This window comes from Myxococcales bacterium, assembly GCA_016706225.1.
Taxonomy (GTDB): Bacteria; Myxococcota_A; Polyangia; order Polyangiales; family Polyangiaceae; genus JADJKB01.
In genome coordinates this window covers 13,687-40,065 of the sequence record JADJKB010000016.1, presented here as the reverse complement: position 1 = coordinate 40,065, position 26,379 = coordinate 13,687, and the positions used below count along the sequence as shown (strand labels likewise).

Here is a 26,379-nt window from a genome sequence, read left to right as displayed (position 1 = left end):
GACTCGATCGGCGGGTGCGGGCGAGGCGGCGCGAGGCCACGCCGGCAGTTTGATTTTCTCACGCGCTCATGGCGGCCGCGTCGCCCTACCCTGCGGGCCGCTCGCCACGAGGAACGACCTGAGCGAAGGCCACGATCCGGCGGGCCGTGCGTTTGGACAGGCGCATGTACACCGAGCCGAGTAGTCCGCCGAGTGCACCGCCGGCGCCGTCGAGGATGAGGTCCCACATCGTGTCGTCGAGCGGGTTCATCGCCGGTGATCCCTGAGATCCCTGATGAAACGCCAAGTCGGCGACGTACTCGGCGATCTCCCATAGGGCACCCATGCCGAGCGCCAAGAGGAGGATGACAACGGCGTTGGCCACCGAAGAGATCTGAAGCCTACCCGTGAAGTGGAGGGCGTAGACGATGAGGAAGGCCAAGAGGCCGACGAGTAGCGAGTTGCCGAAGTGGAGCACCTTGTCGAACCAGATCGTCCCCGCGTAGAGGCCCGCCATGCGGCCAAGGGGTCATGTCGCTGACCGCACCCCACAGCGCTGCGAGCTCGAGCTCGACCGGTATGTTCCCGAGGCTCGTCCGTGCGAGCAGCGGCGGAGCGACGAGCACCGCGATCACCGCCACGCAGAGCAATGCGTACAGGTACTTGCCTTGCACGACGTGGCCCACCGCGGTGCCGACGAGGAGTGCCCGGAGCACCCATGCGAATCGGGTCTCCCAGGGCCGCGGACCGCCGCCGCCGAGCGCCGGGGCCCCCGAGCGCGACATCATTGCTCCGGCTCGCCGTCGACCTTCGAGTCAGTGCCGCGGAGCTCCGCGTGACCCGCGACGACCCGTTCGATCGCCGGGTGTCGGACGTCTGGGCCCGCCAGGTGCGGAATGGGCGTCGTCGTGCTCGGCAAGAATGTTTTGGTCACGCCGAGCGCGGCGTCGGTCTTCTCGATCGAGCGGTCGGCGTTCTTCTCGAGCCCTGTGAGGGCGCGAATGCAGTCGATGTTCTCGGGGATGGTGATGGCCTCATTGTGCACCTGAAACGTCAGGTAGATCTCCCGCTCATCGACGGCCAGGGCATCCTCCCACACGGCGACCTCCCACAGGTCGCTGCGAGGTCGGCCGAGGTCGCGCATGAGCTCGATCACGGAGTTCAGGGCGACCAGCCCCTCCGAGGCCCGGACGAACGCGATGCGCGGCGCATCCCATAGCGCGTCGCGAAGCTCGTCCATGCTGACCGGGCGCGTCGTTTCCACCATCGCGAAATGAATGTGGCTCAGGTTGTGCGCGCCCGCGCCCGCGAGCGTCGTGATGTCGAGGTCGGGGATGACCGTCTGCAGATCAGGCCCCTGGTGGCTCGGAACTTTGGTCTCGGGAATGACGGTGTTGATGATGCCGTTGACGTGCGACTCCCACGGATCCGTTGCCCGGCGGAAGAGAACCGCCCGGGCGCGTTTGACCCAGCCACGGGAATGGAGCGCGCCCATCACCCGGGAGAGCGCCGTCGTGTTGCACGAGACGACGCGGGCGGAGTCGCGATCGAGAGCGCCGGCATAGTTCACCTGCGCCACGAACGAGTAGCCGGCCACCTCGTGCTTCTCACCTCCCTGCCAGACCGCTTTCACGCCGGCGGCTCGGTAGCGCTCACGGTTCTCGGCGCCAACCCGCTTCGGCGTGCAGTCCACGATGATCTCCGCGCGAGCGATCAGGTCATCGAGCGTCCCCACGACCGGGATGCCGGCCGCTTCCATCTCGGGGCGTCGATCGAGATCCGCTGCGAACACCGAATAACCCCGCTCCACGGCAACGCGGATGCGGTAGTCGTGGACCACGTCCGCAACCCCCACGAGCTCCATGTCGTCCTGGAGTGCTACCGCGTCCTGGCGCGTTTACCGATGACCCCGTAACCGTTGATACCGGCGCGTACTCTTCGTGTCATGGAGTCCTCCGATCTGGGTTTCTGCCTGGTTCGATGTTGCCGTTCAGCCCGTGGCAATATCGGGGTGGCTTCCTCTGCCGGCCTCCCCGGGCGAGCAGCAAGACGTGCTCGTCTTCGCGAACGCCGGGGTCACCCCGCGTTGCTCTCCTCCGCCAGATCCGTGTTGCTTTTCATGGTTGGCCGGGCGATCGGCGGGTGCCCCTGACGGCAGGCGTTCGGGCACGTCGAGGCGAGCCGCGCCGATCCGGTTGTCGGCCATCCCGTAGTAGATGTCGATGCGATCCGGCAAGCCGAGATCGAGGCGCTGGTCGATGCCGGTGGGGAAGACGACGTTGGAGACCGCTCCCCGCCGCTCTTGCGGCAGCAAGGGCGCCAACACCGGCTCCTCCGATCGATAAAGGAGCACGCGCGGATGCTCCTTCGAGAGCACCATCACCCCAGCCGAGTAGCACAGAGAGCGTTCGTCACCTCGTGGCTCGGGCACTTCGCTCACGCCGTGGTAAACGATCAGCCAGCCATGACGAGTGAGGATGGGCGGAGCGCCACCGCCGATCTTCAGCATCTCCCAAGGCGACACCGGAGTCGCGAGCCGGTGATGTGAGTTGAACAGGCCAAACTGATGCGCCTCAGTGCCATCCAGGGCCATGGGGCAGTAGGAAATCCAGATGCTCTCGTGATCGAGATCCACCACCCGGGACGCATCCCGGCAGGCGGTCTCCTCGGGAAGGGTGCCGGGGAAGAGGGGCCGATGCAGGATCGCCAGCTGCATTTTCCCGGCGTGATTGGGAATGGCGAGCGGGAAGAGGCTCGCGTCCTTGTTGTCCACGTGGACGAAATCGATGCCGCGATACGGAGAAAAGGTTGCGAGCCCCAGTCGCTTCCAGTGAAACAAATCCTCCGATATGGCGAGGGCGATCCTTGGACCGATGGGCGAGAGCGCCGTGTAGGTCATGACGTAAAGCCGCAGCTGTTCCACAAAGGTGACGCGCGGATCCTCGCAACCGCCGCCACCGTCCGCTCGCAGCTCGTAATCAGCCTCCGGCTCGAGAGCAATGCCGAGTCGCTCTACGCCTGCCGGATCGCCGGCTTGATTGAACCGCACGCGGACGATGCCGATGCGCGAATAATTGCCCCGCGCGACAAGCCGGGGGAAGAGATACAGGTGACCATCTGGGCCACGAACGGCCGCCGGATTCAGGACGCCCTCGATCTCGAGCTGATTGCCCGGCTCCGGCTCCATGATCTGCCCAAAGCGGTGCAACTGAAAGCCGCTCATCGCGCCCCGTTCTCGCCGAGCGTCGTGTGTCCGACGCGCCCCGCCCACGCTTTGCCTTCAGCAAGTGGGCGTAGGTCAGCGCGACGGCGTCGAGCGCCGACGCACGGAACATCGGTTCGTTCCAACTCCCCCGGACGAGCTTCTTGTCGCCCTGGAACGGGCCGCAGTCGACGAGACGCGCGCCCAGTCGATCTCGACGAGGAGGATCCGGTCACGGTATCGACCGGGCCGAGGACCTGGATATGGATGGTCATGGCCGTCTCCTGGTCGATCCCGCCTGCGCGACGACGGCGCCGACATTGACGGTGGGGGGTTCGTCGATCATGACCGCCACGTCCAGTCGCGAATTTCCGGCAGGTCCTGGCCGTTCTTGTTGATGTATCGCCTGTGCTCGATCAACTTTTCCTGGAGCTGCCGCTTCAGGGCGCTCGGTCCGGCGCCGGTTTGCGGCACGCGGTCAATGACGTCCATGACGAGATGGAAGCGGTCCATGTCGTTCAGCACGGTCATGTCGAAGGGCGTGGTGATGGTGCCCTCCTCTTTGTAGCCGCGGACGTGGATGTTCTCGTGGTTGGTGCGGCGGTAGGTGAGCCGGTGGATCAACCACGGATAGGCATGGAAGGCGAAGATGACCGGCCTGTCCTTGGTGAAGAGCTCATCGAAGTCGGCGTCGCTGAGCCCGTGCGGGTGCTCGGACTGCGGCTGTAGCCTCATGAGGTCGACGACGTTGACCACGCGGACTTTCAGGTCGGGGAGGTGCTCGCGCATGATGGAGACGGCGGCGAGCGTCTCCAGCGTGGGCACATCGCCGCAGCAGACCATGACCACGTCGGGTAGAGCGCCTTCGTCGTTCGATGCCCACTGCCAGACACCGATGCCCGCCGTGCAGTGCTTGATGGCGGCGTCCATCGTCAGCCACTGCGGGGCCGGGTGCTTGCCCGCGATGACGAGGTTCACGTAATGGCGGCTGCGCAGGCAGTGGTCCATCACCGACAACAGGCAGTTGGCGTCCGGCGGAAAGTAGGCTCGCACTACCTCCGCCTTCTTGTTCATGACGAGGTCGACGAAGCCGGGATCCTGGTGCGTGAAGCCGTTGTGATCCTGGCGCCAGACGTGCGAGGCAAGTAGGTAGTTCAGCGAGGCGATCTTGCGTCGCCACGGCAGATGCGCCGTAATCTTCAGCCACTTGGCGTGTTGATTGAACATCGAGTCGACGATGTGGATGAAAGCCTCGTAGCAATTGAAGACTCCGTGCCGCCCGGTGAGCAGGTAGCCCTCGAGCCAGCCCTCGCACTGGTGCTCGCTGAGCATCGAGTCGAGGACGCGCCCGGCTCGCGCCAGAAACTCATCGTTCGGCAGGGTCGCGGCGTCCCATTGACGATTGGTCGCCTCGAACAGGGCTCCGAGGCCGTTGGAGAGCGTCTCGTCCGGTCCGAAGACCCGAAAGTTTCGCTGCTCGCCATTTAGTTTCGCCACATCGCGAAGGAACGGCCCGAGTACACGCGTGTCACCGACGCCTCGCACCCCGGGCGCGGGCACGTCGGCCGCGTACTCGCGGAAATCCGGCATGCGCAGATCGTGGAGGAGCGCGCCGCCGTTGGCGTGCGGATTGGCACCCATCCGTCGTTCACCCTTCGGCGCAAGCTCGGCCAACTCCTGTTTCAAGCGGCCGCGCTCATCGAAGAGCTCCTCTGGCCGGTAGCTCCTGAGCCAGGCATCGAGCAGCTCGAGGTGTTCGGGTTGGGCTCGTGGGTGGAGCGGAACCTGATGCGCCCGAAAGCTGCCTTCCACCTGCAGACCATCAACTACCCCGGGGCCCGTCCAGCCCTTGGGTGACTCGAGGATGATCATCGGCCAGCGCGGGCGGGTAAGATCTCCCTCGACCCGGGCGTTGTGCTGAATGCTCTTGATCTGCTCGACCGCCGTGTCGAGCGCACCGGCCATCGCCTCGTGCATCAGCGCCGGCTCGTCACCCTCGACGAACAGGGGTGTCCAGCCGTAGCCGCGGAACAGCTGCTCCAACTCCTCGCGGCCGATGCGGGCGAGGATCGTCGGGTTGGCGATCTTGTAGCCGTTGAGGTGCAGGATCGGCAGCACGGCGCCGTCGGAGGCGGGGTGGAGAAACTTGTTGGAATGCCACGCCGTCGCGAGCGGTCCCGTCTCGGCCTCGCCGTCGCCGACGACGCAGGCGACGACGAGTTCGGGATTGTCGAACACGGCCCCGAACGAATGGCTGAGCGAATATCCGGTTCACCTCCCTCATGGATCGAACCCGGGCACTCCGGTGACGCGTGGCTGGGAATGCCTCCGGGAAACGAAAACTGAAGAAAGAGCTTCTGCAGCCCGATCTCATCCTGACTGATGTCCGGATAGACCTCGCTGTACGTGCCTTCAAGGTAGGTGTTGGCAACGACCGCCGGACCGCCGTGCCCGGGGCCGGAGACGTAGATCATGTCGAGGTCGTATTTGTTGATGATCCGATTCAGGTGCACGTAGATGAAGTTCTGGCCCGGGGCCGTGCCCCAGTGTCCGAGCAGCATGTGTTTCACGTCGGCGAGCGTCAGCGGTCGCGTGAGCAGCGGATTGTCGAACAGGTAGATCTGGCCCACCGATAGGTAGTTGGCGGCGCGCCAGTAGGCGTCCATCGTGTCGAGCAGCTCCGGAGTCAGTGTGTTGGTCTTCATGCGTTCCACGTTCCTGGTCGTCCCGAGAGTGCAGCCTGCCGGGCGCGCGGCCGTTCGGTCTCGGTCGCGCGCCGGGCACGGATTGTCCGCCATTACGCCGACAATCGCGTCATCGTCGCCTCGCGCTCAGCTACAGCAGCCTCCAGACTTGTTCTCCGGTTTGGCACTGGCCGCGGTGGACAAGAACTTTTCCCGACAGTGCTCGCCGCAGAAGTGGAACGTATTCCCATCGCGCTCGGCGTGGAGAGCCGTCGATGGGTCCACGGTCATTCCGCACACAGGGTCTTTGGTCATGGTTGTGGTCGTTTGATTCATGGTCATGCCTCTTTCGTTGTTTCGTAGTTCGTCGTAGCCGTCGTAACCGCGTTCGCTCGAGTTTCAGTTCTCACCTTGGTGTGTCGGTCAAGGTTGGCTCCTTCGGGTTTGGGCTCGGGTTCGGGTTCGGGCTCAGCTTTGGCTTCAGTGTTTCGTTTCGGCTGCCGGCTGCCGCCCGGTCTTCAGTCTTGGCATTCTCGCGCGGAAGATCAGCCGGTAGTAGAAGGAGCCGAGACACCAATGCGTCGTGGCAAGGACGGTGCCAGCGATGGCTACTGACCCACCCACCACGGAGCCCAGCACCGGCAACCCGGCGTAGAAGAGCACGGCCGAGGCGCTCAAGAACGCGGTCGAGATGAGGTAGGAGAACTGACGGGGTTTCGGCGTCGGAGGCAACGGGGGCGCACGGAACAGATGCCGCACGCCGATGTTGTAGAGCGTGTCGATCAGCATGCCTCTCGGCAGCAGCGCGCCACTCAGCGCCACCAGCGCAATGCCCGCCAGCCACCACGGTGACTGAAGGGCCAGCCCGATCACGATCAGGCTGACGCTCACCGCGGGTGTGAACCGTAGCGGCCACGCCTGACGGGATTTGGCGACATCATCGAGACCGGCGAATCCCTGCTTGTCCAGGTTTCTGAGTGTGACTGCCCGGATCTGGGTCATGGTAGAACTGCCTCCGGCGCGCCTGACTCGACGGACCCAGCGATCCCCGACGTTGGTGTGTCGGTCAAGGTTGGCTTCCAGGTTTGGGGTTGGCGCCTTCGCGATTGGCGTCAGCTTTGGCTTCAGTCTTTTGACTCTCCCGCTTCGAGTCCTCCCACGCTTGGACCGCGCGAACGTCCTCGCGCCCTAGCGCCTCGTAGAGCTCGTGGACTCGCTGAACGACCCGCGGCGCAACAGGCGGCTGCGATGCATCGGTATCGGCTTCGGGTTTGGGCTCGGCCTTGGCTTCCGGCTTGCGCTTGGCCTCGGCCTCGGCTTCCGGCTTGTGTTCGGCCTTGGCTTCCGGCTTGGGTTCGGCCTTGGCTTCCGGCTTGGTCTTGGCCTCGGCTTCGGCTTCCGGCTTGGGTTCGGCCTTGGCTTCCGGCTTGGTCTTGGCTTCGGCTTCCGGCTTGGGCTCGGCCTTGGCTTCGGCGCTGGACGCGGGTTTTTGCTCGACTGGGAGTTCGGTTTTGTCTGGAGGCTTCGGCCCGGTCTTCAGCTTCAGCATTCGCGCGTTGATGGCCACGATCACCGTGCTCGCGGACATGAACACCGCGCCGAGCGCGGGAGTGAGCAACACGCCCCAGGCGTAAAGGGCACCGGCCGCGAGCGGAAGGGCGACGACGTTGTAGCCGGTTGCCCAGAGCAAGTTCTGAATCATCTTCCGGTACGTCGCGCGGGAGAGCTCCAGGATCGCGACGACATCCTGCGGATTGCTCCTCACCAGAATCACATCGGCAGTCTCGACCGCCACATCGGAGCCGGCTCCAATGGCGATGCCCAAGTCAGCCTGCGCGAGCGCCGGAGCATCGTTCACGCCGTCGCCGGTCATGGCCACGAGGACGCCCCGAGCCTGGACTTCTTTCACTTTGGCGGCCTTGTCCTGGGGCAGGACCTCGGCAAAGTATTCATCCAGCCCGATCTGCTCCGAGACCCATTTCGCCGTCGCCTTGTTGTCGCCCGTCAGCATCAGGCAGCGGATGCCCCGCGCCTTGAGCAGAGTGATGGCCTGCTTCGCTTCGGGTCGAACGATGTCGGCGAGCGCGATCGCCCCCTTTTAACTTCCCGTCCACGAGGACGAACACGACCGTCTTGCCTTGCGCTTGGAGGGGCTCGATGCGCTTGTCGTTGAGCTCGATGTTTTGTTCGCGCAGGTAGCCAGGACTGACCACCTTGATGTCCTTGCCGTCGACCCGGCCCTCTGCGCCCTTTCCGGTGAGGCTCTTGAAGCCTTCGACGGGCAGCTTCTTCTCCGAAGCGGCGGCGATGGCCTTGGCGATGGGATGCTCGGAGTTTGCATCCACGGAAGCCGCGTAGCTGCGCAGCGCTTCTTCGGTGATGTCTTCGTCCAGGATCAGCGTGTCGGTCACTCCGAATCGGCCCTCGGTGAGCGTGCCGGTCTTGTCGAAGATGATGGCCCCGAGCTTCCTGGCGGCCTCGAATGCAGCTCGACTCCGGATGAGCAGGCCGTGCTTCGCCGCGAGGGCCGTGGAGACGGCCACCACCAGCGGCACAGCGAGACCGAGTGCATGCGGGCAGGCGATGACCATCACGGTCACGGTGCGTTCGATGGCGAACGCGAACTCCCTGCCCATCAGGACCTTCCAGATCAGGAAGGTGAGAACTCCGCCCCCCAGCGCCACGATGGTGAGCCACATCGCCGCGGTGTTGGCGAGGTCCTGGGTCCTCGACTTGCTTTCCTGGGCCTGTTTGACGAGGTCGATGACCTGCGACAGAAACGAGTCCTTGCCGGTGCCCTTGACCGCGACAGTGAGCGAGCCTTCCCCGTTGATGGCCCCGCCGATCACCTTGCCGCCGGTCTTCTTGGCGACAGGGGTCGATTCGCCGGTCAGCATGGCCTCGTCGACCGGACTTCTCGCCGGCCACGATCAGACCGTCCGCGGGGATCTTCTCGCCAGGTTTGATGAGGACCTTGTCGTCCACCGAAAGCTCGCCGAGCGGCACATCCTTCACGCTGCCGTCGGGCATGAGCTTGTGCGCATCGGAGGGCATGAGTTTCGCCAGCTCCTCGAGCGCCCGCGAAGCCCCCATCACGGGACTTCATCTCGATCCAGTGCCCGACGAGCATGATGTCGATCAGGGAGGCGAGCTCCCAGAAAAACATCTTGCCGGTCAGCCCGAACACCACGGCGCTGCTGTAGATGTACGCGGTGGCGATGGCGACGGAGATGAGAGTCTTCATTCCGGGCCGGCGGGCTTTGATCTCCTCACCAAAGCCCTTGAGGAACGGCCAGCCGCCGTATACGAAGACTGCCGAAGAGAGACCGAACAGCACGTACATGTCGCCGGGAAACCGGATGGCTTCTCGCAGGCCCACCAGCGATTGAAGCATCGGCGAGAGCACGAGGATCGGCAGGGTCACGACCAGCGAGATCCAGAACCGCTTTCGAAAGTCCGCCGCCATGTGGGCATGATGGGCATGGTGTGCCGGAGGCTTGGAGCCCTCGTCCTTGGCCACCTCGCCGGGCACCGGTTTTGCTGCCGGTTCCTGGTTGGCGGTGTGTTCGTGTTCTTTCATGGGGTGTCTCCTGTCGAATCTCTATGCGTGCCGACGTCGGTGGCGTCGTCGTTCAATCGACGCGGGTCGTTAATTTCGAGGACCTCACCGTCTAGATCGAACAGCACGACGTCGTAGTCCCGCGGAGAGAGTGTGACGGCGACGTTCATCTCGCCTCCTGCTTGAGCAACACGAGCTTGCCTTTCGCCGCCCGACCGCTCGGGGGTTCGAGCGTGCGTCGACCGCTCCATGCGAAGACAGGGGCGAGGCCGAGGAGCAGTCCGCTGGCGAGCCAGAAAGGAATGGCCACGGAGGCGCCGAAGAGCACACCGCCGAGGACTGGGCCAGCGATCTGACCCAGGCTCTTGGCACCGCTTTCGAGTCCCAGTGCGGCCCCCGCATGTGCGCCGCCGCGCCTCGACACGAGCGCCGACACGGCCGGCGTGAGCAGCCCCATTCCGATCCCATACGAGGCGACCAGCGCAAACACGGTGGCGGTGCTGTGCGCCGAAGCCAAGAGGGTCAGGCTCAGCCCCATGAGCGCGAGGGCCGCCGAGGCGAGATGCACTTCGCCAAAACGGCGTGCGAGGCGAGCGACCGCGCCGAGCTGGACCACGAGCATCATCAGGCCGCACATCATGAACACTGTCCCGATCTCGACTAGGCTCATGCCGAGGTCAGTGCGTGCGTGAAGGGCGAACGTGGTTTCGAAGAGCGCGACGGCGACTTGTCCGGCCATTGCCACTGCCAAGGGCAGCCCGATCCGGCGGGTGAGGCCGATCCACGCCACGGAGCCCGGCGGCTGCGCGGTCGCGGGGACCACCGGCTCTTTGACCCAGCGCAGCGTGAGGAGCGCGAGCAGAGCGCAACCTGAGGCGGCGAAGAAGGGCAGCGAGAAGTCCGCGACGGGCAGCCCACTGGTGGGGAGGTGGATGCCGCCCAGGAGCCCGCCGAGGGCCGGGCCGATCACGAAACCGATGCCGCCTGCCGCGCTCAACTGCGCCATACCGCGCGTTCGTTGCTCCTCGTTGGTCGTGTCGGCCACGAAAGCGAAGGCGGCGGGGATGATCGCTGCCGAGACGATGCCGGTTCCCAGGCGAATCGCGTACACGACCGCCAGCGAGGTAGCGAAACCACAGAGCGCTTGCCCGATTGCGAATCCGGTGAGCCCGATCACCAGAAGTGGCCGCCTGCCGAGCGAATCCGAGAGACGGCCCCAGAGGGGCGCAAAAAGCAAGTACATGAGCGCGTAACCAGCCGCCAACAGGCTGACGTGCAACGCCACTTGTGCGGTCGATGCGCTGGCGAGCCCCAGGCGCTCGATGTGGGAGGGCACGACGGGTAAAATGATCCCGACGCCGGACATCGCCAGGGCGATTGAAAGCGACAGCGCAAAGAGCTTGCGCGTCATCCCCGGAGGCCCTCGCGCTGGCTTCATGTCCCGTCGCCGAGCGCGTCGCCGTGCTGAAGGGTGGAGCTCGAGAACCGACTGTATCGATTCTCGGGTCATGTCACGTTCTCCGCTTGTTTGCTCGTGACGAGCGGTCGGCGTGGGGTCGCTACCCAACGGCTGAGCTGATATGCGGCCCAGAGCTCCCACGCTAGCGGCGTCCCCAGCGCCAGGCGCTCGGCGAGCCCCGTCATGTAACGAAGGCGAACGGAGGCGAAAAAAACAACCAGCGCCACCGCCGCGAGCATCGCCAGCACGAAGGACCAGCGTCTCCGTCCGCGCCAATGGGGTTGACGCGCAAATTCGGCTGAGAACAGCAACACCGCGAGCAGTTGCAACACGAAGGATCCGGTCGCGATGGCACCATGGACGAGTCCGGCGGTGGTCGGAGCTGCTCCCGGTGCATCGGTCGTGACGACGGCACCCACCATGATGCCTGCGGCGCCGACACGGAAGATAAAGACCGCCCAGGTTCGGAGTAGACTGCGCTCGAGCGAAAGGTGAAGCCCCACGCTCGTCGCGAGGTTGCCCAGGCCGTGCGCGAGGGTGGCGGAGATGAACACCCATCCGAAGTGTCCATTCGCCAAGTCGCTCACGTAGTCGCGTGCCCAGTCGACGTCGGGGCGGACGACCTGCAAGGAGACGATCGATGCCGCGAACAGCGATGCGCCCAGCAGCCCGGCAAGCCCGCTGGTCACAATGCGTGCTCGAGGACTGCCCACGGCGAAGGTGCCGCCGGCTGCCTGCCCGGAGGCGGGGGTCGGGGGCGCAGCCAGTACGCGGCTGGTCATGCCGCGTGCTCCTGCGTACGCAAGCCGTAGGGCGCGACGACGACAACGTTGCGCGTGCTGGCCATGGCTGCTCCCTCACCGTCGGTCATGGCTTGGACTCTTTCGGTCTGTCTGCTCGCCGCGCGCGTTGCGCCGGAGGTTCCAGCCGACTAGAGCAAAGACGGCCAGCAGGGCGAGGCCGCTGATGATGGTGATGGTTTCCGCGCTCATGTCAGGCCTCCTGCGGGTGCTGCCCGCCTATCGAGTCGGGGATGAACATCGGGACGCGCCGCTGGTACTCGCGGTACTCGTCGCCAAAGTTCGCGAGCATCTGTCGCTCCTCTTTTCGGGCGAGCAGCGTGTACGCGAGGACGATGATCGGGAACGCGGCGACGGAGACGATCGTCGGCCAGTGCACGACGCCTTCTCCGAAGACGATGAGGAATAGGCCCGTGTATTGCGGGTGGCGCATGCGCGCGTAAACACCGTCCGTCATGAGATTTTGTTCGCGCCAGGCGCGATGGATCCGGCGCCAGCCATCGGCGACCAGCGTTGCTCCGCTGAACACGACGGCGTAGCCGAGCACCATGGCGACGATGTGCGCCACCGGCGTCCCGAAGAGCTGTGCCCACAGGTTGCCGCCCTTGGTCCAAGCGAGGTCGAGCCCGAAGAACCGAGCGAGGAAATAGATGGTCAGCGGAAAGCCGTACATCTCCGCGTAGAAGGCGATGATGAACGCCTGAAGCACGCCCGCGCGCGTCCATTCCTTCCAGCTCTGCGGCGCCAGGTAGCGGTACATCAGCCACGAAGCGATCACGGTGACGATGGCCGCGAGGCCCCACATTCCGACATGCATCAGACCGCCTCCTTTCCACCCATCGGGTCGATGACTCGGCGGAGTCGCTCGTCGGCTTCTCCAGCGACCGGTTCGACGGCTGGGTTGTCGACCATCGTGAACATCGCCCGCGGGTCCGCGCTCGAGACGACCAAGCCGCCCTCGGGCGCGGCGTGGCTTTCCATCACGGCGCCGGCACCCTGGGCGGGCATCTCGGGCATGCGGCGCGCAGTGGCCGCGAGGCGCAGCGGGCGTATCGCGCCATCATCGTTGTGCTTGTCCTGCGGCATGGCCCTACCTCCCGAGCGGGCGTGCACGAATCGATCCGACGCTACTGCCGAGATGACCGACCGGGTCGGACTTCGTGCGAAGTTCGCGCTGGTCGCGGCGACAGTCGCGCCAGCCCATGAGGTGTCACCGGGGCGGGAGCGCGCCCCCGCCACACTGTGGCGGAAATGGACGCGAATTGAGGGCAGAACCCGTCCATCAAAGATGAGGGAAGCGTCCCTCCAATCTGATTCGAGGCCTGAAGGATGAAAGCGCACTCACGGCGCCTCATCGGGTCTTGCCCATCGCCGCCACGAGCCTACGGACGTTTTGTGTGGACGGCGACGTCCGGCGGTGGACGGGAAGTGATCCGATCGGTCACGGCGTGACCGATCCCGCCATGGCGTGGCTGGCGCCAATGGAGCTCGTCCGCCCTCGACAGCTCACGACCGGCTTGCAGAGCTCTCGCAGCCGATGCACGTGAACGCCCTGCAAGTCCGCCGGAAAAGCCCGGAAGGCACGACGTGTCCTGCCAAGTCGGAGACGGACCCGAAGCCGCAGCCCACTTTCTTCCCAGGCATGGCCCGCGGTCTCCGCAAACAGGCCTGCACGAATCGATCTGGCGCTACCTGACTCCCCCTCACGTTCCGCGTGACACGCGCGGTCACGCCGCGGTACGCGCACGCGCGCGCGCAGTGCTCTGGCTCGCGAAACGCGGACCGGCGGAGAGCGTTTGCTTCGGCTTCCCACGAGCGTCGCACACGGGTCGCTCGTATCTGGCCACGGCATGGCGATTGCAGTCTCGCGCTCGTGTTCCAAGCGATCCGAAAGCGTCTGAGCCACGAGCCCAGCGACACGCGCGAAAGGACCGAACGCCCGTTGCGGAGTCACTCCACCTGCAATTTCGCTGTCCGCTGGTGGGGCGATCCAAAAAGCGGAATGGCGTCGACCGGGAGGTCGTGACCACGCTGGCCGCAATCTGCCAGCCGCGAGCGCGCGAATCAGGCGCGGAAGCGCCCACGGCTTGATGCGGCCCACATCATCGTCACAGGAGATCCCCATGAACAGCAAACAGAAACACACGATGCCGTACGCCGTGGTCGTCGGCGTTGACTACTCGGAGCTCGGCGACCTCGCCCTCGAGAGGGCCTGCGAGCTCGCGATGGGCCACGACCGAGCACACATGCACGTAGTACACGTCGAAACCGCGACAGTGGCGAGCTCGTACGGGCTCGGGCCGAGCCGGCGGGGCGGCGGTCATTGACCTGGATCGGCTGTCGGCGGATTTGCACGAGCATGTCCAAGCCGTCGTGAAGCGGTGGTGCGAGACACACGCTTCCCCTGTGCCGTTCGAGCAGTTGACGACGCATCTTCGATCGAACCGCGCGGCCGAGGCGATCGCCCAGCTCGCGTCCGATGTCGAAGCCGAGCTCGTGGTCGTCGGCACGCACGGCCGGCGCGGGGCCCAGAGGTACTTGCTGGGCTCCGTAGCGGAGGGGACGGTCCGGCTTGCGCCGTGCGCCGTTCTCGTCGTGCGACCACCGGACGCAAGCATCCCGAAGATCGAGCCCCCGTGCCCGCGCTGCCTGGAAACCCGGCGCGCGACCAACGGCGAGGAATTCTGGTGCGAGCAGCACCGCGAGCATCACGAGCGCCGCCACACGTATCACTACAAGGGCGCGCCGCGTTCACATCAGTCGAGCTTTCTGATTCGAGCGCCGTGATCTCTCGAACCGCCGCAACACCGGAAAGCCAACCCATGCCGAAGAAACGACTCATCGCGCTCGCGCTCGTCGCGGTCGCCATCTTACTCCCAGTCGGATGCTCGGTTTCCACCTATAACCGCCTGGTCCGCCTCGATCAAGGAGTGCGGTCGCAGTGGGCGCAGGTGGAGAATGTCTATCAGCGCCGCCTAGATCTGGTGCCGAATCTCGTCGAAACGGTGAAGGGCGCGGCCTCCTTCGAAAAGGAGACGTTCACGGCCGTCACCCAGGCGCGCACTCTTGCGCAACAGGCCTCAGGGGGCGGACCTATCGCCGCAGACAGTCCAGCGGCTCTACAGAAGTTTCAGGAGGCGCAATCTCAGCTGTCCTCGGCGCTGGCTCGCTTGCTGGTGGTCGTCGAGCGCTATCCCGACTTGAAGGCCACGCAAAACTTCCGCGATTTGCAGGCGCAACTCGAGGGCACGGAGAACCGCATCACGGTCGAGCGAATGCGATTCAACGAAGCGGCATAAGCGTTCAACTCGGAGCGCAACAGCTTCCCTACGATGCTCATCGCGTCGGCGTTCAGCACCCGTTTCCAAGAAAAGGGCTACTTCCGTGCCGACTCCGGTGCTGAAAAGCCACCGAAGGTTGCCTTCTAGCGCGCAATTGGTGCGAGTGCTCCAGCGCTTGCTACCCGCGCTGGTGCTGCTCACCCTCGCCGCCACTGCTTTCGCTGGCGATGGTCTGATCCCTGTCCGTCCGAAGAGCTGGGTCACCGACACGGCGGGTCTCCTCTCGCCCGCAGCCCGAGGCACCCTCGACAGGAGGCTGGCTGCTTACGAGCGACAGACCGGCCATCAGGTGGCCGTGTGGATCGGAACGACGCTCGCTTCGACACCGCTGGAGGACTTTGCGGTGAGCACGTTCAAAGCTTGGGGCCTCGGACGAAAGGGCAAGGATGACGGCCTTCTGGTCGCGGTGCTCGCGGAGGACCGTCGCATCGCAATCGAGGTCGGCTACGCGCTCGAAGCGCGGGTCCCCGACGCGGTCGCATCCCGCGTCATCAACGAGGTCATGATCCCGAAGCTTCGCGCGGGACAAGCCGACGACGCATTGCAAACCGGAGTCGACGCATTGCTCGAAGCGATCGAGGGCGCGCCCTTCGTCGAGGACGGCAGTGCTCCACGGAGTCCCCAAGGTCCCGGCCCTGGCCAGATCGTTCTATACCTAATTTTGGCCGCTGCCTTCCTGCTGCTGCTCTTTACCAATCCGAGGCTCGCCCTGGGCCTGCTCTTCGTGATGGCCGGCCGCGGCGGGGGCGGAGCGGGTGGATTCGGGGGCGGGGGCGGAAGATCGGGGGGCGGAGGCGCGAGAGGTTCATGGTGAGACGATGCTCTGGCTGACACGCAAGAAGATCCGCAAGCTCCTCGACACCGGGCGCATCGAGCGCGCCATCGTGATTGCGGAGCGGCAGACCTCCGGCGAAATCCGCGTTTCGCTCGCGCCGTGGTTCTGGGGAAACGTGGAGCGAGCAGCCGAGCGTGCGTTCGTTCGTCTGGGCATGAACAAGACCCAGCATCGAAACGGTGTGCTGTTCTTCGTGGTGCCGTCCCGCCGCGCCTTCGTCGTACTCGGCGACGGCGGGGTCCATGCTCGAGTGGGTCAAGAGTTCTGGGAAGAGATTGCTTCCTCCTTGTCGGACCATTTCCGTCGTGGCGACTTCACCTCAGGACTCGTAGCAGGCGTCACCAGAGCCGGAGAACAACTGGCCGAACATTTCCCGTACGACCATGAGCACGCTCGGAACGAGTTACCCGATGAAGTCGACATTGCACGCCTTTCGTCATCCTGACCTACGCGGCTGCGCGCCATGCCGACCTTTGCACGGCTCACGGGCCGCTGCCGAGGCACGCCCAATGCATGAGCCCTTTGCTCAGGAGACTCATCATGGCACCCGTAATACGAAAAATATGCACCCCTCGCCATTCCGCGTCCGCCGACGCTGCGGCCGAACTGGACGACTTGGCTGTGGATCGCATTCGCCGTGGCGGTCGTGATCGCGGCGATCGTCGGAATTTATCAGGCCGCCAGTCCGCGGGTAATGTGACCAGGTAACGAGGCCGCTCCAAATCACTTCTCGGGTCGCGCTGACTCGTCGAGCCAGCAATCCGCGTTGCGGACGAACGCGCGTGCCGGCGCTGCGCGGAACGTCAGCAGTTCAGGCCAGGCCTGGCCGCGGTGCTGCTTCCCACGAGATGCGCGCCACACTTGCGGCATTCGCGCCAACGCCGGCGGCTTGGGTCGTCGCTCCTGCTCACGGTGTTTCGGCGTGGAACGCCCCACCGCTCACGCTGTCACCCACGCTATCGTGCTGACAACGGCACCAAGTGCACGTGCAGCCTTCGAGAACACACGCGGCCGGCGGAGGTTTCAATCTCGCCCAGCGCTGCGCCAGGGGAAATAGCCTGCGTTTCCACCACGAAGGGGCGTACAGCCGGTGGAGCCAGGATCTCAGATCCGAAGACCGGCCCGCCAGGGCCAGCGCCACGGAGTAGCCGAAGTTTCCGATGTGACTGACGACGTAGCGATTGACGATCGACGTCTTCAGAAGTCCGCCGAGCCGCGCTTCCCAGGCAGAATCGTATGCAGCCGGGCTTGCATCGACGAGCGCGCGCCCTGCGAGGTGACCCGAGAGCATCGCGTAGCGCATGCCGAATCCCCAGAGTGCATCCTGAAATCCAGCGGCTTCCCCGACATAGAGGAGCTTGCCTCGCGTCGCGCGGCCGGGGAGGTGAGCGTTGGCCCGACCGCCAAACCGCCGGGCACCCGTCATCGGGATCCCGACATGGGATTTGTAGAACTCGACGGTGCGCTCGAGATAGGTGCGCTCCGAATGGAAGTCCTCGAACAGCACGGTCGCGAGCGTGCCGCGCCCAGCATGCACGATGAGATACGCGTACCCCTTTGGAGCGAGCTCGTCCGACACGACCCCGTAGGCGCCGTCCGCCGCCGACGTCTCGAACACGTAGCCAACCGCTATGGCGTCCGTCGAGCGCGGCCCCTCCGCGACGATCCCGCCGTCTTCGAGGGTGCGAACCCGATCGGAGAGTCGGAGCTCGGCCCCGAGCCGGACGGCCTGCTCGGCGAGGGATGCGTCGAGCGTCCCCGGTTCCTTTCCTCGCTTCACCAGATAGAAGAGCGGCGTACTGGAGCGTACCGACCGCTGTCGACCCTTTGGTCCGAACAGGACGAGCTCCCGAAACGGTGCGGCGTCGAACGTCGGCTCGATCCCGATGCCGGCGAGCTCCTCGAGAACGTCACCGTCGCGCGTCCAGTTCTCGATACCCTGGTAGTCGCCATGAAATCGCATGCCGACGCCGGTCTGGCGCTCGTGGACCACGGCCCGCCCGCCAGCGCGGGCGATGGTGATCGCAGCAGCCAGGCCTGCGGGGCCGGCGCCAGAGATGTGGATCGCGTCGGACAACGGCGAACTTGGACGCAACGCTCGTGCCAGTTCTGCCCGCGCCCGCCGTCTCATTTTTGCTCACCCGTCGGGCGCAGTCTGCGCGGGTAGAACCGCTCGAGCGCAGTGACGACCACGATCGTGACGAGGCTGACCGCAACGATCAGCGGATCGGTCGCCCCCTTCACGAGCAGGAATGCCCCCAAGGCGATCGTATCGAGGCCAATCGCAGCGCCGAGGACAGCACGGTTGGCGCCCACGTCCTCGTGCAGGTGCCTCAGGACACCCCAGTGAATGGTGATGTCCATCATCAGGTAGAAGATCGCGCACATCGAGGCGATGCGAGACAGATCGAACACGGCGGCAAAGATGGCGGCGATGACGACCGTGTAGACCAGCAGCTCGGCGGATTTCTGCGTCGGTCCGGCCGCCGGGAACCTGTGCAGCGCCGCGGCTCCGCGTCCGGATTTCGAGGCGGGGACGACACCGGCGGTTGCCCATCGGGAGGTCGAGTGTCAGTGCTTGTGCTGAGAGTGATCGTGCGGGCTGCCCGCTGGAGCCGCGGGGTTCGTCGCGGCCGGCTGGCCCGCTGCGCTCGCGATCGCTCCGACCGGCGCGACAGGAACGCTGGGCATCGCCGGCGCAGTCACCAGTGGAACTCCCCCTGCGGTGTGCTCGTCTGGATGTGGGTGCTGACCGTCGGACGAAGGGCCGTGATGGTGGGGTACGTTGGACCAGGGCGCCAGACCCGGGTGCAGCATGTCTGCCCCAAAATGCGACGCGACGGCCAGGCTGACGGCGGCCAGCGAAAAAACACCAGTCACCAACCACCGCTTTCCAGAATGCCGCTCCTGTCGCCAAACGAGGCTCGCCGCCACGACCATGATTCCCGCGGCGACCAACGCGAGATTTCTGTGCGTCGCGATCCGCTCCGGGTCGCCACCCATTTCAATCACATGCGCCGCGGACAGAAGCCCGCTCGCCGCTGCCACCACGCTCGCCGCTGCGGCGGTGTACGCGAGACCGCGCGCTGCGGGCAGCCAGCTGCCTTGCTTGCGCCAGGCGATCAGCCAGCACGGCACGCCAACGATCGCGAGCGCGATCGCAAAGTGGATTACAAGGTGGTGGAGATAGGCCATGGCGGAGTGAGCGAGTTTGCAAACACCATGCCGCGATCGGACCATGAAATAGAGCATCGCAGGGCGAACCGTGTAACCGCGATCGTCACACTCCTCGCAAGCCGGAACCCCAATGGTTCGCGCTTGGGCTATGCCAATTCAACCCGCTCTCCCATTTCCGGAACCAACGCTTCCCACTGGAAGGTGTCCCTCAGGCGGCGCCGGAAAGCCTCGGCCGCTGCTGGCTCGCCGTGGGTCACGAAGACGCGCCGTGGTGACAACTCACTCGCCCGGAACCAGTCGAGCATCTCACGGTAGTCCGCATGCGCGGAGAGGCCGTGGACTTGAACCACGCCGGCTCGAACGGGGACGTACTGTCCGTGAATCTTGACTTCGTCGGTCCCGTCGACCAGCGCGCGCCCTCGCGTTCCCGCCGCCTGATAACCCACGATGAGAACGGCGTTCCTGTGGTCCGGCAGAAAGCGCCGCAAGTGATGCAGGATGCGGCCGCCCGTCGCCATGCCGCTCGCCGAGATCACGATCGCCGGGTCGAACGCCGATCGATGGCCTTCGAGTCGTCGGGAGTGCGAGAGTACTGAGCGGCCTCGCACATCAGGTGGCACTGGTCGCCTGAGAGTCGGTGGTCTTGTTTGTGGTGGCAGAAGATCCCGGTCGCGCTGATCGCCATCGGGCTGTCGAGAAACACGGGGAGATCCGGGATGCGCCGCGCCGCTTTGAGCTCCGCCACGATGTGCAACAGGTGCTGCGCCCGACCGACGGCGAATGCAGGCACCAAGATGACGCCGCCCTTGGCCACCGTCTCGTTCACAATCCGCTCCACCTCACCCGAGACGTCTTCGGCAGGATGCCGCCGGTCCCCGTAGGTGGACTCGGTGACGAGGAAATCCATTGGGCCGAGGGGGTCGGCAGGCTTCATGATGGGATCGACCGGGCGTCCGACGTCGCCGGTGAAGGCGATCGTTCGGTCGTCGATCCGTAGCTCGAGGCATGCCGAGCCGAGGATGTGGCCGGCACGAGTGAACTTTGCCGACACACCTCGCGCTACCTCGGCCGACTCGTAATAGGCATGGGGAACGAGCTGATTCAGACTGCGCTCTGCATCCGCGCGCGTGTAGAGCGGCTCAGCCGGGAGATGCCGGGTGTAGCCATACTTGTTGGCACGTCTCGCATCTGCCTCTTGCAAGTATCCCGAATCGGGCAGCAGCAACTGCAGGAGATCGCGCGTGCCCCGAGTGCAATGAACCTTGCCCGCGTAGCCCAAGTTGCAGAGCCTCGGCACGTACCCGGTGTGGTCGATGTGTGCATGCGTCAATACGACTGCGTCGAGTGACGCTGGATCGAACTCTGGAACGCTCCAGTTGCGTTCGCGGAGCTTCTTGTAGCCCTGAAACAGGCCGCAATCGACGAGCACCCGCGCGTCAGCGGTCTCGACCAGGTAGCGGGACCCGGTGACCGTCTCCGCGGCCCCGTGAAATGTGATCGTGGTGGTCATGTTTCTCCTTACGCGAGCGGTGGAGTGCACGTTGGTGGAAAAGGACCTCGATCATTCTGGGAGCAATCGCCGTGCCGCAAAGGAGATCGCCGTGTCTCGGCACGGAGCTCGAGAGACCGCGGCGCAGGGCGGCTTCCGGCCCGCTTCGCGACAGATCTCCCAGCGACCGCGTGACCGCTACGACCACGCGGTGACCGCTCAGGTCACGTCTGTGCACGCCAGCGCTCAACTCCGCGCGCTAACCACGGCGCGGCGAGCAGCGCTGCGAGCAAGAGCCACGGCAGCGCGCTTTGCAAGTGACCCCAATGCGCAACGACGGCCAGTACCGCCGTCACGACACCGAAACTGAAGAGCACGAAACGCGCGCTCCAGCGCAATAGATGACTGTTCGACAACATGCTGCAACACGGTGCAATTCGCGTGCCGCATTTGCGGCCACATTCCCTTCACCGCGCTGTTAGCTTGGCTCGCTCGTCGTCGCCCTGACGGAGTCGGAGCAAGCTCCTCCCGCGGCGATGGCCCGGCCGAATACCACACCGTTGCTCGTGCACGGATGCGCGAACACGGCGGCACGGCCGTTGCTACCCCTGGTAGACATGCTGCCCACACCACGCTCTCCCCCGGGCATCGAGCTCCGCGATGCCCGCGCCATGCTGGAGCCCGTTTTCCGAGATCATCCGACGCACAACTTCGCCGTCCGACTGTGGAACGGCCAGGAAGTATCCTGGAGCGGTCGTCGCGACTTCACCCTCGCATTCACGGACCCCGAAACGTTTCGCGGCTGCTTTGGTTCCAAGGATCCGGCGCAGTTTGCCGAGGCTTACGTGGACGGGCGCTTGAACATCGAGGGAGATCTCTGGGAAGCCGCGGGGCTTGCCACATACCTTCGCGACTCCGACTCCGACGCTCACGGCGAGAGGCTCGCGCCGAAGCTCGTCGAGGTGCCCTCGCAGCACCCTGTCGCGCGCGATTGGGAGAATGTCCAGGCGCACTACGATCTCCCCCAAGAGCTGTTCCGAGCGTTCCTCGACGACAAGCGGGTGTACTCATGCGCCTACCTTTCCCACGCGGAGCAGAGCCTCGAGCAGGCCCAGGAGCGCAAACTCGATCTGATTTGCAAAAAGCTCGCTCTGCGCCCTGGTGAACGGCTGCTCGACGTCGGTTGCGGTTGGGGAGCGCTCTTGATTTGGGCCGCACAGCGGCATGGAGTCCGCGCGCACGGTATCACCTTGTCGGCGAATCAGGCGGACGAGGTGCGTTCTCGCGTGACCGCGGCCGACCTTGGCGAGCGCGTAACCGTCGAGCGTTGCCACTACGCCGATCTGCCACGAGCGAGGTACGACAAGATCAGCTCGATTGAAATGTACGAACATGTCGGCCTGGCCCAGCTGCCTGCGTACCTGGGCGCCATCCACGGAGCGTTACGCGCTGGTGGGCTCTTTCTGAGCCAGGGGACCAGCAGGCGACCAGGCATCGAGAGAAACGCCGGCGGCGCATTCATCTTCCGCCACGTATTCCCCGGGGGCGAACTTGTTTCCGCGGCTCGCCTGCAGTCGGAAATGGAGGATGCCGGATTCGAAATTCTGGATGTTCAAGCCCTCGGCCAGCACTACGCCCTTACGCTACGCGAGTGGTTCGAACGGTTCAGGAAGAGGCGGGGCAACGCCGCAAATTTCGTTTCCGAACGGCTGCTCAGGATCTGGGAGGTCTACCTTGCGGGCTGTGCCCGAGCCTTCAACGACGGGGTGATCAACGTCCACCAAGTTCTCGCCGAGAAACCCGACGCACGGGGGCGGTTGCGGCCGAATTTCGCGCGCCAGCGCGGGACTGGGACCGACGAACATGACTTGAAGCGTCGCACTAGCGGCACGTTTCGTGCTCCGTAATCTGGGACCAAGCGCGGGAGCCAACCAGATGCGCCAATCATTCGCCGTCCTATTCAGCATGACATCACTGGGCATCACAGCGTGTGGTGCCGCGAGCTCTGGGACCCAACCGGACGACATGTCGCTCGAGGCGCACAGGGCGAAAGCTCAGGCGGATGCCCGGACGGCGGCGCAGCACGAAGCCAACTACGACCCGAACGCGCACGCCAGCGCCCCAACGAGTTATGGCTTTCCGAGCGTGCCTGCCATCAACGCCGACAATCCCGCGCTGGGGAGCCCCACGGTGGGTAACGCAAACAGAGAGTATAATCCGACACAGGGACCAAGCACTGGAGAACCGCGACCGAGCCCGACAGCACTCTCATGCCGCCCAAGTGCTCGAGGACGGAGTGAAAGCCGAGTGCGCCGGGATACTTCCGGGAAGCAGAGCGTCTTGCCCGCTGGACCGCAAATCGGCCATCGTCGAAGATACCTCCGTCGGCGTGCAACTGCGCTTCGTCGACGGGCGCCCGCTCGACCAGCTCCTTGCTTCAGCGCGTTGCCAGCAGGCGCTCGCGCGGGCAGAGCACTTCCAAGACTCGGCCTGCCCGTTCCGACTCCCGGGGATCCGCGTCGAACTCAGCAGTGACGGCCGGTCCATCCGGATCCGCAGCAGCGATCCGCAGATCGTCGGCGAGGTCCGCCGCCGCGCGCGTGCAGCAGCCGCCCGCTGAGCCCCCCAGGACCCGGCGCCACAACCGAGCCCCCGCGATGATCCGGCTCAAAATCCGGCGAAACATCCCGCGCCGTGACGGGGCGCAATTCACTCCTTGCGGTGGGCAGTGGGCGCCGCCTGGTGCATCACTTCATCGTCCGCCGCGGTTCTCTTTGCTGCCAAACGTCGTGAAGGTCTCGTCGCTCTCGAAGTAGAGTACATTTTCGTCGCCCCCGGTCTTGCGCTTGCCGATGACGGCGCTGGCTTTGTCGACGCGATGGCCGCTGACGGGATCGGTCGCGCTACGGACTGCCGGTTCTTCTTTCAGTCGCTTCTCACATCCGGGGCAGCAACCGTAGTAGGTCTTGTCGTCCACGACGACAGCGGTCTGGTCTTGACCCATGTACCGATTGTTGACCATGCATACCTTCTTGGATTCGACACGCTCGAGCAGCGTCTGAGTGGTCGAGCCCGAGCTGCTCGTCCCGGACCCGCTCTCGGGTCTTTCGCAACCCGCCACCACCATCGCCGCAAGGAGAACCATCCACGACTTGATCATGCTGGCGGCTAAAGCAACCATCGTTCCACAGCGACGGGCCAATCGTGTCGTACGCCCGGCGCGTGGCGAAGAAGGCCGCGTCGCGGGCCAGTTTGAACGCGGCGTTGGGTATCGCCCAAGTTCGGCGTTGGGAGGCGCAATCAGGACGCCGGTGCACAGCGGAAGAACTCGAAGCTCTGGCAGACGCACCCTGCCTCACCACCTTTGCACGTGCAGTCCGCGCCACACGAGCAGTTCACTCCGGCATACACCGTGACGCAGTCGCTACGCCCGACACACTCCGCCTCTGTTCCAAGCTCGCCACAGGTCGGAGCAGCTGCGGGCTCGCACGTTGCGTGCGCGAGATTGCAGTTGAAGCCTTCGCCACAATCACTCTCGGCGTCGCAGAGAGTCCCGATTTCGCAGCGGTTCTGGCTTGGATCGCAGTAGCTGCCCTGCGCGCACTGGGCGTCGCTCGTGCACGCGTTCGTCGGATTGCTCTGAACACAACGCCCTTCCCGGCTGCAACGTTCGTTCGACGCGCAGGCTCCATCCGAATCGCAGCCGTCGACGCTGGTGCCGTTGCCGCCGCACATTCCGTTCGCTGAACAGCCATGCTCAGCATCCCAGCTCGACATGTGGCACCCCGCGAAGGGCAAGACCAACAACGAGAACAAAACGATTCGGAACAGCATGACTCCGTCCTTTCTGACACGTTGGTACGGATGCGGATTGGACGTCTCCTTTGTCGAGATTGTGCATGCAAACATTGCGCACGCCCAACGGTGATTGCCAGGAACGTGACGCAAGAGATCACGCCTGACCGAATTGGTCACGGCAGCCACACCCGCACGCACTGATTTTGGCTCGCAGAGCAACGGTACGCCGTGTGCACTGCGGGGCGCGTCATCGGCTGGACGGGATCCTGATGAAAAAGAACTCCTGTGCGCTCTGTCGCGCAACACTGGTTGTGACTTGCTTCGCGCTCTGGGCCTGTGGGGATACCGGATCGCCCTCGCGGCAACCCGCGGCGCCGGTCGTCGACCTCCTCTCCGACAACAACCGCAACGGCATCGTGGACCTCGATGACCCGAGCGAACAAGCGGGTGAAGAGACCTGGAGCAGGGATAGCGGCGCAGTATTTCTGATCAACTTGGACGACGACGACGGCGACGGTATTGCGGACAACCAGGACGAGCTGGTGAATGGCCCCGCCGACGAGTTGGATCTGGCGCGAGTCATCGCGCGGCCCTGGCCTGCGGCGTCGCAGACGGCGAGCGGAACGGTCGAGCTCGACCTGGCAGCTCGGGGGTTCGTGCGGGTTTTCCAGCGAACTCCGGCGGGCTGGGTCTCGATCGACACGAATCAGCCGCTGTCGCTGTCGACCGCTGACCTACAGGCCGGGGTTGAGCTTGGCATCGAGGGCAGGGACTTCGTACGGTCCGAAAACCAAGACTGGCAGGGGCTTGCCACGCTCACGTTCTCGGTCAGCGATGCTGCAGGGCCGATCGGAGAGGACACGGTGCAGCTGCGTGCCGCGCCGTGGTTGATGAACCACAACTTGCGCCCCTTCGACACGGTGTACTTCAGCGACTTTTCTCCCGACTTCGTGGCGACGATGACCGATGCGGTGGAGGGGGCGGGGCTGACTGTTCAGCTAGTACCTGACAGCTATGTGGACGGGTCGGCCGACATCTGGTTCGAGGATTGGTTCCAGACAGGCTGGACCGGGATGCCCGCAAAAGACGGTGGTGGTCACGTCATGAAAGTCTTCAATCCGCGCCCCTGGGGCCGCGACGAGAATCCGGACCATCTGCCGCTGGCCTTCTTGAAAAAGCACATGCTCGGGCCAGAACGCGCCGTGGCCGTACTGTTCGACGAGGCCACGGAGCTCGGCACGGGAAGCACCTACGACTCTCACGGAAACCACGAAGCGCTTCCGCCATATCCTGCAGCGCCAGCGGGGCGCCTCTTGCTCGGAGCGGGGATCAAGCAGAGCACGCGGGATTTCTACGCAGCCCAACAGGTGCAGCCACCGATCTACCTGGATACCAGCTGGCTCGTCGTCGGGCACATGGACGAAGTCTACGGGGCAGTGCGTGCCGCGACGCCGCGCGGCTTCAAGATGATCCAGAACTCACCAGCGCTCTGCAAAACCCTGTTCGAGAAGTGGCAGGCCGAGGGGCACGGCGACGCCCCCATCTTCGAGGGCAAAGTCGATTTCGAGGCGAAGCAGTGGCAGACGACGGTCGCGGAAGTGCTGGGTGACGCCACCATGATGGGCTGGAATCAAGAGGCACAGCTGCACATCGAGGAGATGCACGCAACGCTCGCGGAGCGGGCTGGGCTGACTGAGGAGGACTTCGTCGAAGTGCCGGTGTTTTACGAGGAGATCGACGGCGGCAAGATTGCTTACTTGCCGGACACGGCGAACATCAGAGTGATCGCCAACGGCAACACGGCGGTGTTCGCGCAGACCTTCGGGCCAATGGTCGGTGGGGAGGACGTGTTCGCCAAGGAGCTACTCGCGCGCCTCGAGGATCCCGCGATGAAGCTGGGCTCCGACGGGAATGGCCTGGACGTGCGGTTCGCAGATTCGTGGAACTACCACGTGCTCTTGGGCGACGTTCATTGTGCCAGCAATTGGAGCGCCCTGCCAACGCCTGCTGAACCCAAGTGGTGGGACGCCGCCAACCAAGACCAGGGAATGTGATT

At 64.8% G+C, this 26,379-nt stretch carries 21 protein-coding genes and 5 pseudogenes; 8 read left to right on the top strand and 18 right to left on the bottom strand.

Annotated features, from left to right (window positions below; translation table 11 throughout):
• Nucleotides 1-85 precede the first annotated feature (85 nt).
• The 12 genes and pseudogenes from IPI67_24040 to IPI67_23985 form a co-directional block, all read right to left on the bottom strand.
• On the bottom strand, nucleotides 86-496 hold the full coding sequence (locus IPI67_24040) for a hypothetical protein (protein ID MBK7583251.1): 411 nt from the start codon (nucleotides 494-496) through the stop codon (nucleotides 86-88).
• A 267-nt stretch (nucleotides 497-763) separates the two neighbouring features.
• Nucleotides 764-1,926, bottom strand: a pseudogene (locus IPI67_24035) (type II glyceraldehyde-3-phosphate dehydrogenase).
• A gap of 43 nt (nucleotides 1,927-1,969) precedes the next feature.
• Entirely contained in the window at nucleotides 1,970-3,202 is a 1,233-nt protein-coding gene (locus IPI67_24030) for a glycosidase (GenBank protein MBK7583250.1), read from the bottom strand.
• Nucleotides 3,203-3,523: 321 nt separating this feature from the next.
• A pseudogene (locus IPI67_24025) lies at nucleotides 3,524-5,886 on the bottom strand (phosphoketolase family protein).
• 126 nt (nucleotides 5,887-6,012) lie between these two features.
• Nucleotides 6,013-6,207, bottom strand: a complete 195-nt coding sequence (locus IPI67_24020) for a YHS domain-containing protein (GenBank protein MBK7583249.1) — start codon at nucleotides 6,205-6,207, stop codon at nucleotides 6,013-6,015.
• Between the two features lie 138 nt (nucleotides 6,208-6,345).
• Nucleotides 6,346-6,867: a DUF4395 family protein gene (locus tag IPI67_24015; protein ID MBK7583248.1), complete on the bottom strand. Its 522-nt coding sequence runs from the start codon at nucleotides 6,865-6,867 to the stop codon at nucleotides 6,346-6,348.
• A 535-nt stretch (nucleotides 6,868-7,402) separates the two neighbouring features.
• A pseudogene (locus IPI67_24010) lies at nucleotides 7,403-9,445 on the bottom strand (copper-translocating P-type ATPase).
• Nucleotides 9,442-9,594, bottom strand: coding sequence for a hypothetical protein (locus tag IPI67_24005; GenBank protein MBK7583247.1), 153 nt, complete (start codon nucleotides 9,592-9,594; stop codon nucleotides 9,442-9,444). Before IPI67_24005 ends, IPI67_24010 begins: the two are co-directional and overlap by 4 nt.
• The gene (locus IPI67_24000; GenBank protein ID MBK7583246.1) at nucleotides 9,591-10,835 is read right to left on the bottom strand and encodes an MFS transporter; all 1,245 of its coding nucleotides are present in this window, start codon (nucleotides 10,833-10,835) and stop codon (nucleotides 9,591-9,593) included. The genes IPI67_24005 and IPI67_24000 overlap by 4 nt, the downstream gene beginning before the upstream one ends.
• A 95-nt stretch (nucleotides 10,836-10,930) precedes the next feature.
• Nucleotides 10,931-11,665 carry a DUF998 domain-containing protein gene (locus IPI67_23995; protein ID MBK7583245.1) on the bottom strand — a complete coding sequence of 245 codons (735 nt, stop codon included), beginning with the start codon at nucleotides 11,663-11,665 and terminating at the stop codon, nucleotides 10,931-10,933.
• Between the two features lie 211 nt (nucleotides 11,666-11,876).
• Nucleotides 11,877-12,500: an isoprenylcysteine carboxylmethyltransferase family protein gene (locus tag IPI67_23990; protein MBK7583244.1), complete on the bottom strand. Its 624-nt coding sequence runs from the start codon at nucleotides 12,498-12,500 to the stop codon at nucleotides 11,877-11,879.
• Nucleotides 12,500-12,769: a hypothetical protein gene (locus IPI67_23985; protein ID MBK7583243.1), complete on the bottom strand. Its 270-nt coding sequence runs from the start codon at nucleotides 12,767-12,769 to the stop codon at nucleotides 12,500-12,502. The genes IPI67_23990 and IPI67_23985 overlap by 1 nt, the downstream gene beginning before the upstream one ends.
• A gap of 1,037 nt (nucleotides 12,770-13,806) precedes the next feature.
• Here IPI67_23985 and IPI67_23980 point away from each other — a divergent pair.
• The 5 genes and pseudogenes from IPI67_23980 (at nucleotide 13,807) to IPI67_23960 (ending at nucleotide 16,304) form a co-directional block, all read left to right on the top strand.
• Nucleotides 13,807-14,010: a universal stress protein gene (locus IPI67_23980; GenBank protein MBK7583242.1), complete on the top strand. Its 204-nt coding sequence runs from the start codon at nucleotides 13,807-13,809 to the stop codon at nucleotides 14,008-14,010.
• On the top strand, nucleotides 14,006-14,470 hold the full coding sequence (locus IPI67_23975; GenBank protein MBK7583241.1) for a universal stress protein: 465 nt from the start codon (nucleotides 14,006-14,008) through the stop codon (nucleotides 14,468-14,470). Before IPI67_23980 ends, IPI67_23975 begins: the two co-directional genes overlap by 5 nt.
• A gap of 35 nt (nucleotides 14,471-14,505) precedes the next feature.
• A pseudogene (locus tag IPI67_23970) lies at nucleotides 14,506-15,111 on the top strand (LemA family protein).
• A gap of 16 nt (nucleotides 15,112-15,127) precedes the next feature.
• Nucleotides 15,128-15,838, top strand: coding sequence for a TPM domain-containing protein (locus IPI67_23965; GenBank protein ID MBK7583240.1), 711 nt, complete (start codon nucleotides 15,128-15,130; stop codon nucleotides 15,836-15,838).
• Nucleotides 15,839-15,842: 4 nt separating this feature from the next.
• A complete protein-coding gene (locus IPI67_23960; GenBank protein ID MBK7583239.1) occupies nucleotides 15,843-16,304 on the top strand; it encodes a TPM domain-containing protein in 462 nt (153 codons plus the stop codon).
• A 462-nt stretch (nucleotides 16,305-16,766) separates the two neighbouring features.
• Here IPI67_23960 and IPI67_23955 read toward each other — a convergent pair whose 3' ends face one another.
• The 4 genes and pseudogenes from IPI67_23955 to IPI67_23940 all read right to left on the bottom strand — a co-directional run bounded on the left by IPI67_23955 (nucleotide 16,767) and on the right by IPI67_23940 (nucleotide 20,546).
• Nucleotides 16,767-17,936: a hypothetical protein gene (locus IPI67_23955; GenBank protein MBK7583238.1), complete on the bottom strand. Its 1,170-nt coding sequence runs from the start codon at nucleotides 17,934-17,936 to the stop codon at nucleotides 16,767-16,769.
• Between the two features lie 50 nt (nucleotides 17,937-17,986).
• Nucleotides 17,987-18,274 (bottom strand): hypothetical protein, encoded by a 288-nt coding sequence (locus IPI67_23950; protein MBK7583237.1) that lies wholly within the window; start codon nucleotides 18,272-18,274, stop codon nucleotides 17,987-17,989.
• Between the two features lie 156 nt (nucleotides 18,275-18,430).
• Nucleotides 18,431-19,099 (bottom strand): hypothetical protein, encoded by a 669-nt coding sequence (locus IPI67_23945; protein MBK7583236.1) that lies wholly within the window; start codon nucleotides 19,097-19,099, stop codon nucleotides 18,431-18,433.
• 83 nt (nucleotides 19,100-19,182) lie between these two features.
• Nucleotides 19,183-20,546 (bottom strand): annotated as a pseudogene (locus tag IPI67_23940) (MBL fold metallo-hydrolase).
• 596 nt (nucleotides 20,547-21,142) lie between these two features.
• Between IPI67_23940 and IPI67_23935 the strand changes: the two are divergent.
• A complete protein-coding gene (locus IPI67_23935) occupies nucleotides 21,143-22,432 on the top strand; it encodes a class I SAM-dependent methyltransferase (GenBank protein MBK7583235.1) in 1,290 nt (429 codons plus the stop codon).
• Nucleotides 22,433-22,914: 482 nt separating this feature from the next.
• The gene (locus IPI67_23930; protein MBK7583234.1) at nucleotides 22,915-23,145 is read left to right on the top strand and encodes a hypothetical protein; all 231 of its coding nucleotides are present in this window, start codon (nucleotides 22,915-22,917) and stop codon (nucleotides 23,143-23,145) included.
• Nucleotides 23,146-23,277: 132 nt separating this feature from the next.
• Here IPI67_23930 and IPI67_23925 read toward each other — a convergent pair whose 3' ends face one another.
• On the bottom strand, nucleotides 23,278-23,685 hold the full coding sequence (locus IPI67_23925; GenBank protein ID MBK7583233.1) for a TRASH domain-containing protein: 408 nt from the start codon (nucleotides 23,683-23,685) through the stop codon (nucleotides 23,278-23,280).
• A gap of 140 nt (nucleotides 23,686-23,825) precedes the next feature.
• Nucleotides 23,826-24,359 (bottom strand): hypothetical protein, encoded by a 534-nt coding sequence (locus IPI67_23920; protein ID MBK7583232.1) that lies wholly within the window; start codon nucleotides 24,357-24,359, stop codon nucleotides 23,826-23,828.
• A 233-nt stretch (nucleotides 24,360-24,592) separates the two neighbouring features.
• Between IPI67_23920 and IPI67_23915 the strand changes: the two genes are divergently transcribed.
• Entirely contained in the window at nucleotides 24,593-26,377 is a 1,785-nt protein-coding gene (locus IPI67_23915) for a hypothetical protein (protein ID MBK7583231.1), read from the top strand.
• Nucleotides 26,378-26,379: the final 2 nt, after the last annotated feature.

Coding starts and splice junctions, on each gene's coding strand:
- IPI67_23920 (MBK7583232.1), bottom strand. CDS start 24,359: ATGCTGTTCCGAATCGTTTTGTTCTCGTTGTTGGTCTTGCCCTTCGCG.
- IPI67_24030 (MBK7583250.1), bottom strand. CDS start 3,202: ATGAGCGGCTTTCAGTTGCACCGCTTTGGGCAGATCATGGAGCCGGAG.
- IPI67_23925 (MBK7583233.1), bottom strand. CDS start 23,685: ATGATCAAGTCGTGGATGGTTCTCCTTGCGGCGATGGTGGTGGCGGGT.
- IPI67_24005 (MBK7583247.1), bottom strand. CDS start 9,594: ATGAACGTCGCCGTCACACTCTCTCCGCGGGACTACGACGTCGTGCTG.
- IPI67_23995 (MBK7583245.1), bottom strand. CDS start 11,665: ATGACCAGCCGCGTACTGGCTGCGCCCCCGACCCCCGCCTCCGGGCAG.
- IPI67_24000 (MBK7583246.1), bottom strand. CDS start 10,835: ATGACGCGCAAGCTCTTTGCGCTGTCGCTTTCAATCGCCCTGGCGATG.
- IPI67_23980 (MBK7583242.1), top strand. CDS start 13,807: ATGAACAGCAAACAGAAACACACGATGCCGTACGCCGTGGTCGTCGGC.
- IPI67_23945 (MBK7583236.1), bottom strand. CDS start 19,099: ATGGTCCGATCGCGGCATGGTGTTTGCAAACTCGCTCACTCCGCCATG.
- IPI67_23960 (MBK7583239.1), top strand. CDS start 15,843: ATGCTCTGGCTGACACGCAAGAAGATCCGCAAGCTCCTCGACACCGGG.
- IPI67_23990 (MBK7583244.1), bottom strand. CDS start 12,500: ATGCATGTCGGAATGTGGGGCCTCGCGGCCATCGTCACCGTGATCGCT.
- IPI67_23915 (MBK7583231.1), top strand. CDS start 24,593: ATGAAAAAGAACTCCTGTGCGCTCTGTCGCGCAACACTGGTTGTGACT.
- IPI67_24020 (MBK7583249.1), bottom strand. CDS start 6,207: ATGACCATGAATCAAACGACCACAACCATGACCAAAGACCCTGTGTGC.
- IPI67_23985 (MBK7583243.1), bottom strand. CDS start 12,769: ATGCCGCAGGACAAGCACAACGATGATGGCGCGATACGCCCGCTGCGC.
- IPI67_23935 (MBK7583235.1), top strand. CDS start 21,143: ATGCTGCCCACACCACGCTCTCCCCCGGGCATCGAGCTCCGCGATGCC.
- IPI67_24015 (MBK7583248.1), bottom strand. CDS start 6,867: ATGACCCAGATCCGGGCAGTCACACTCAGAAACCTGGACAAGCAGGGA.
- IPI67_24040 (MBK7583251.1), bottom strand. CDS start 496: ATGGCGGGCCTCTACGCGGGGACGATCTGGTTCGACAAGGTGCTCCAC.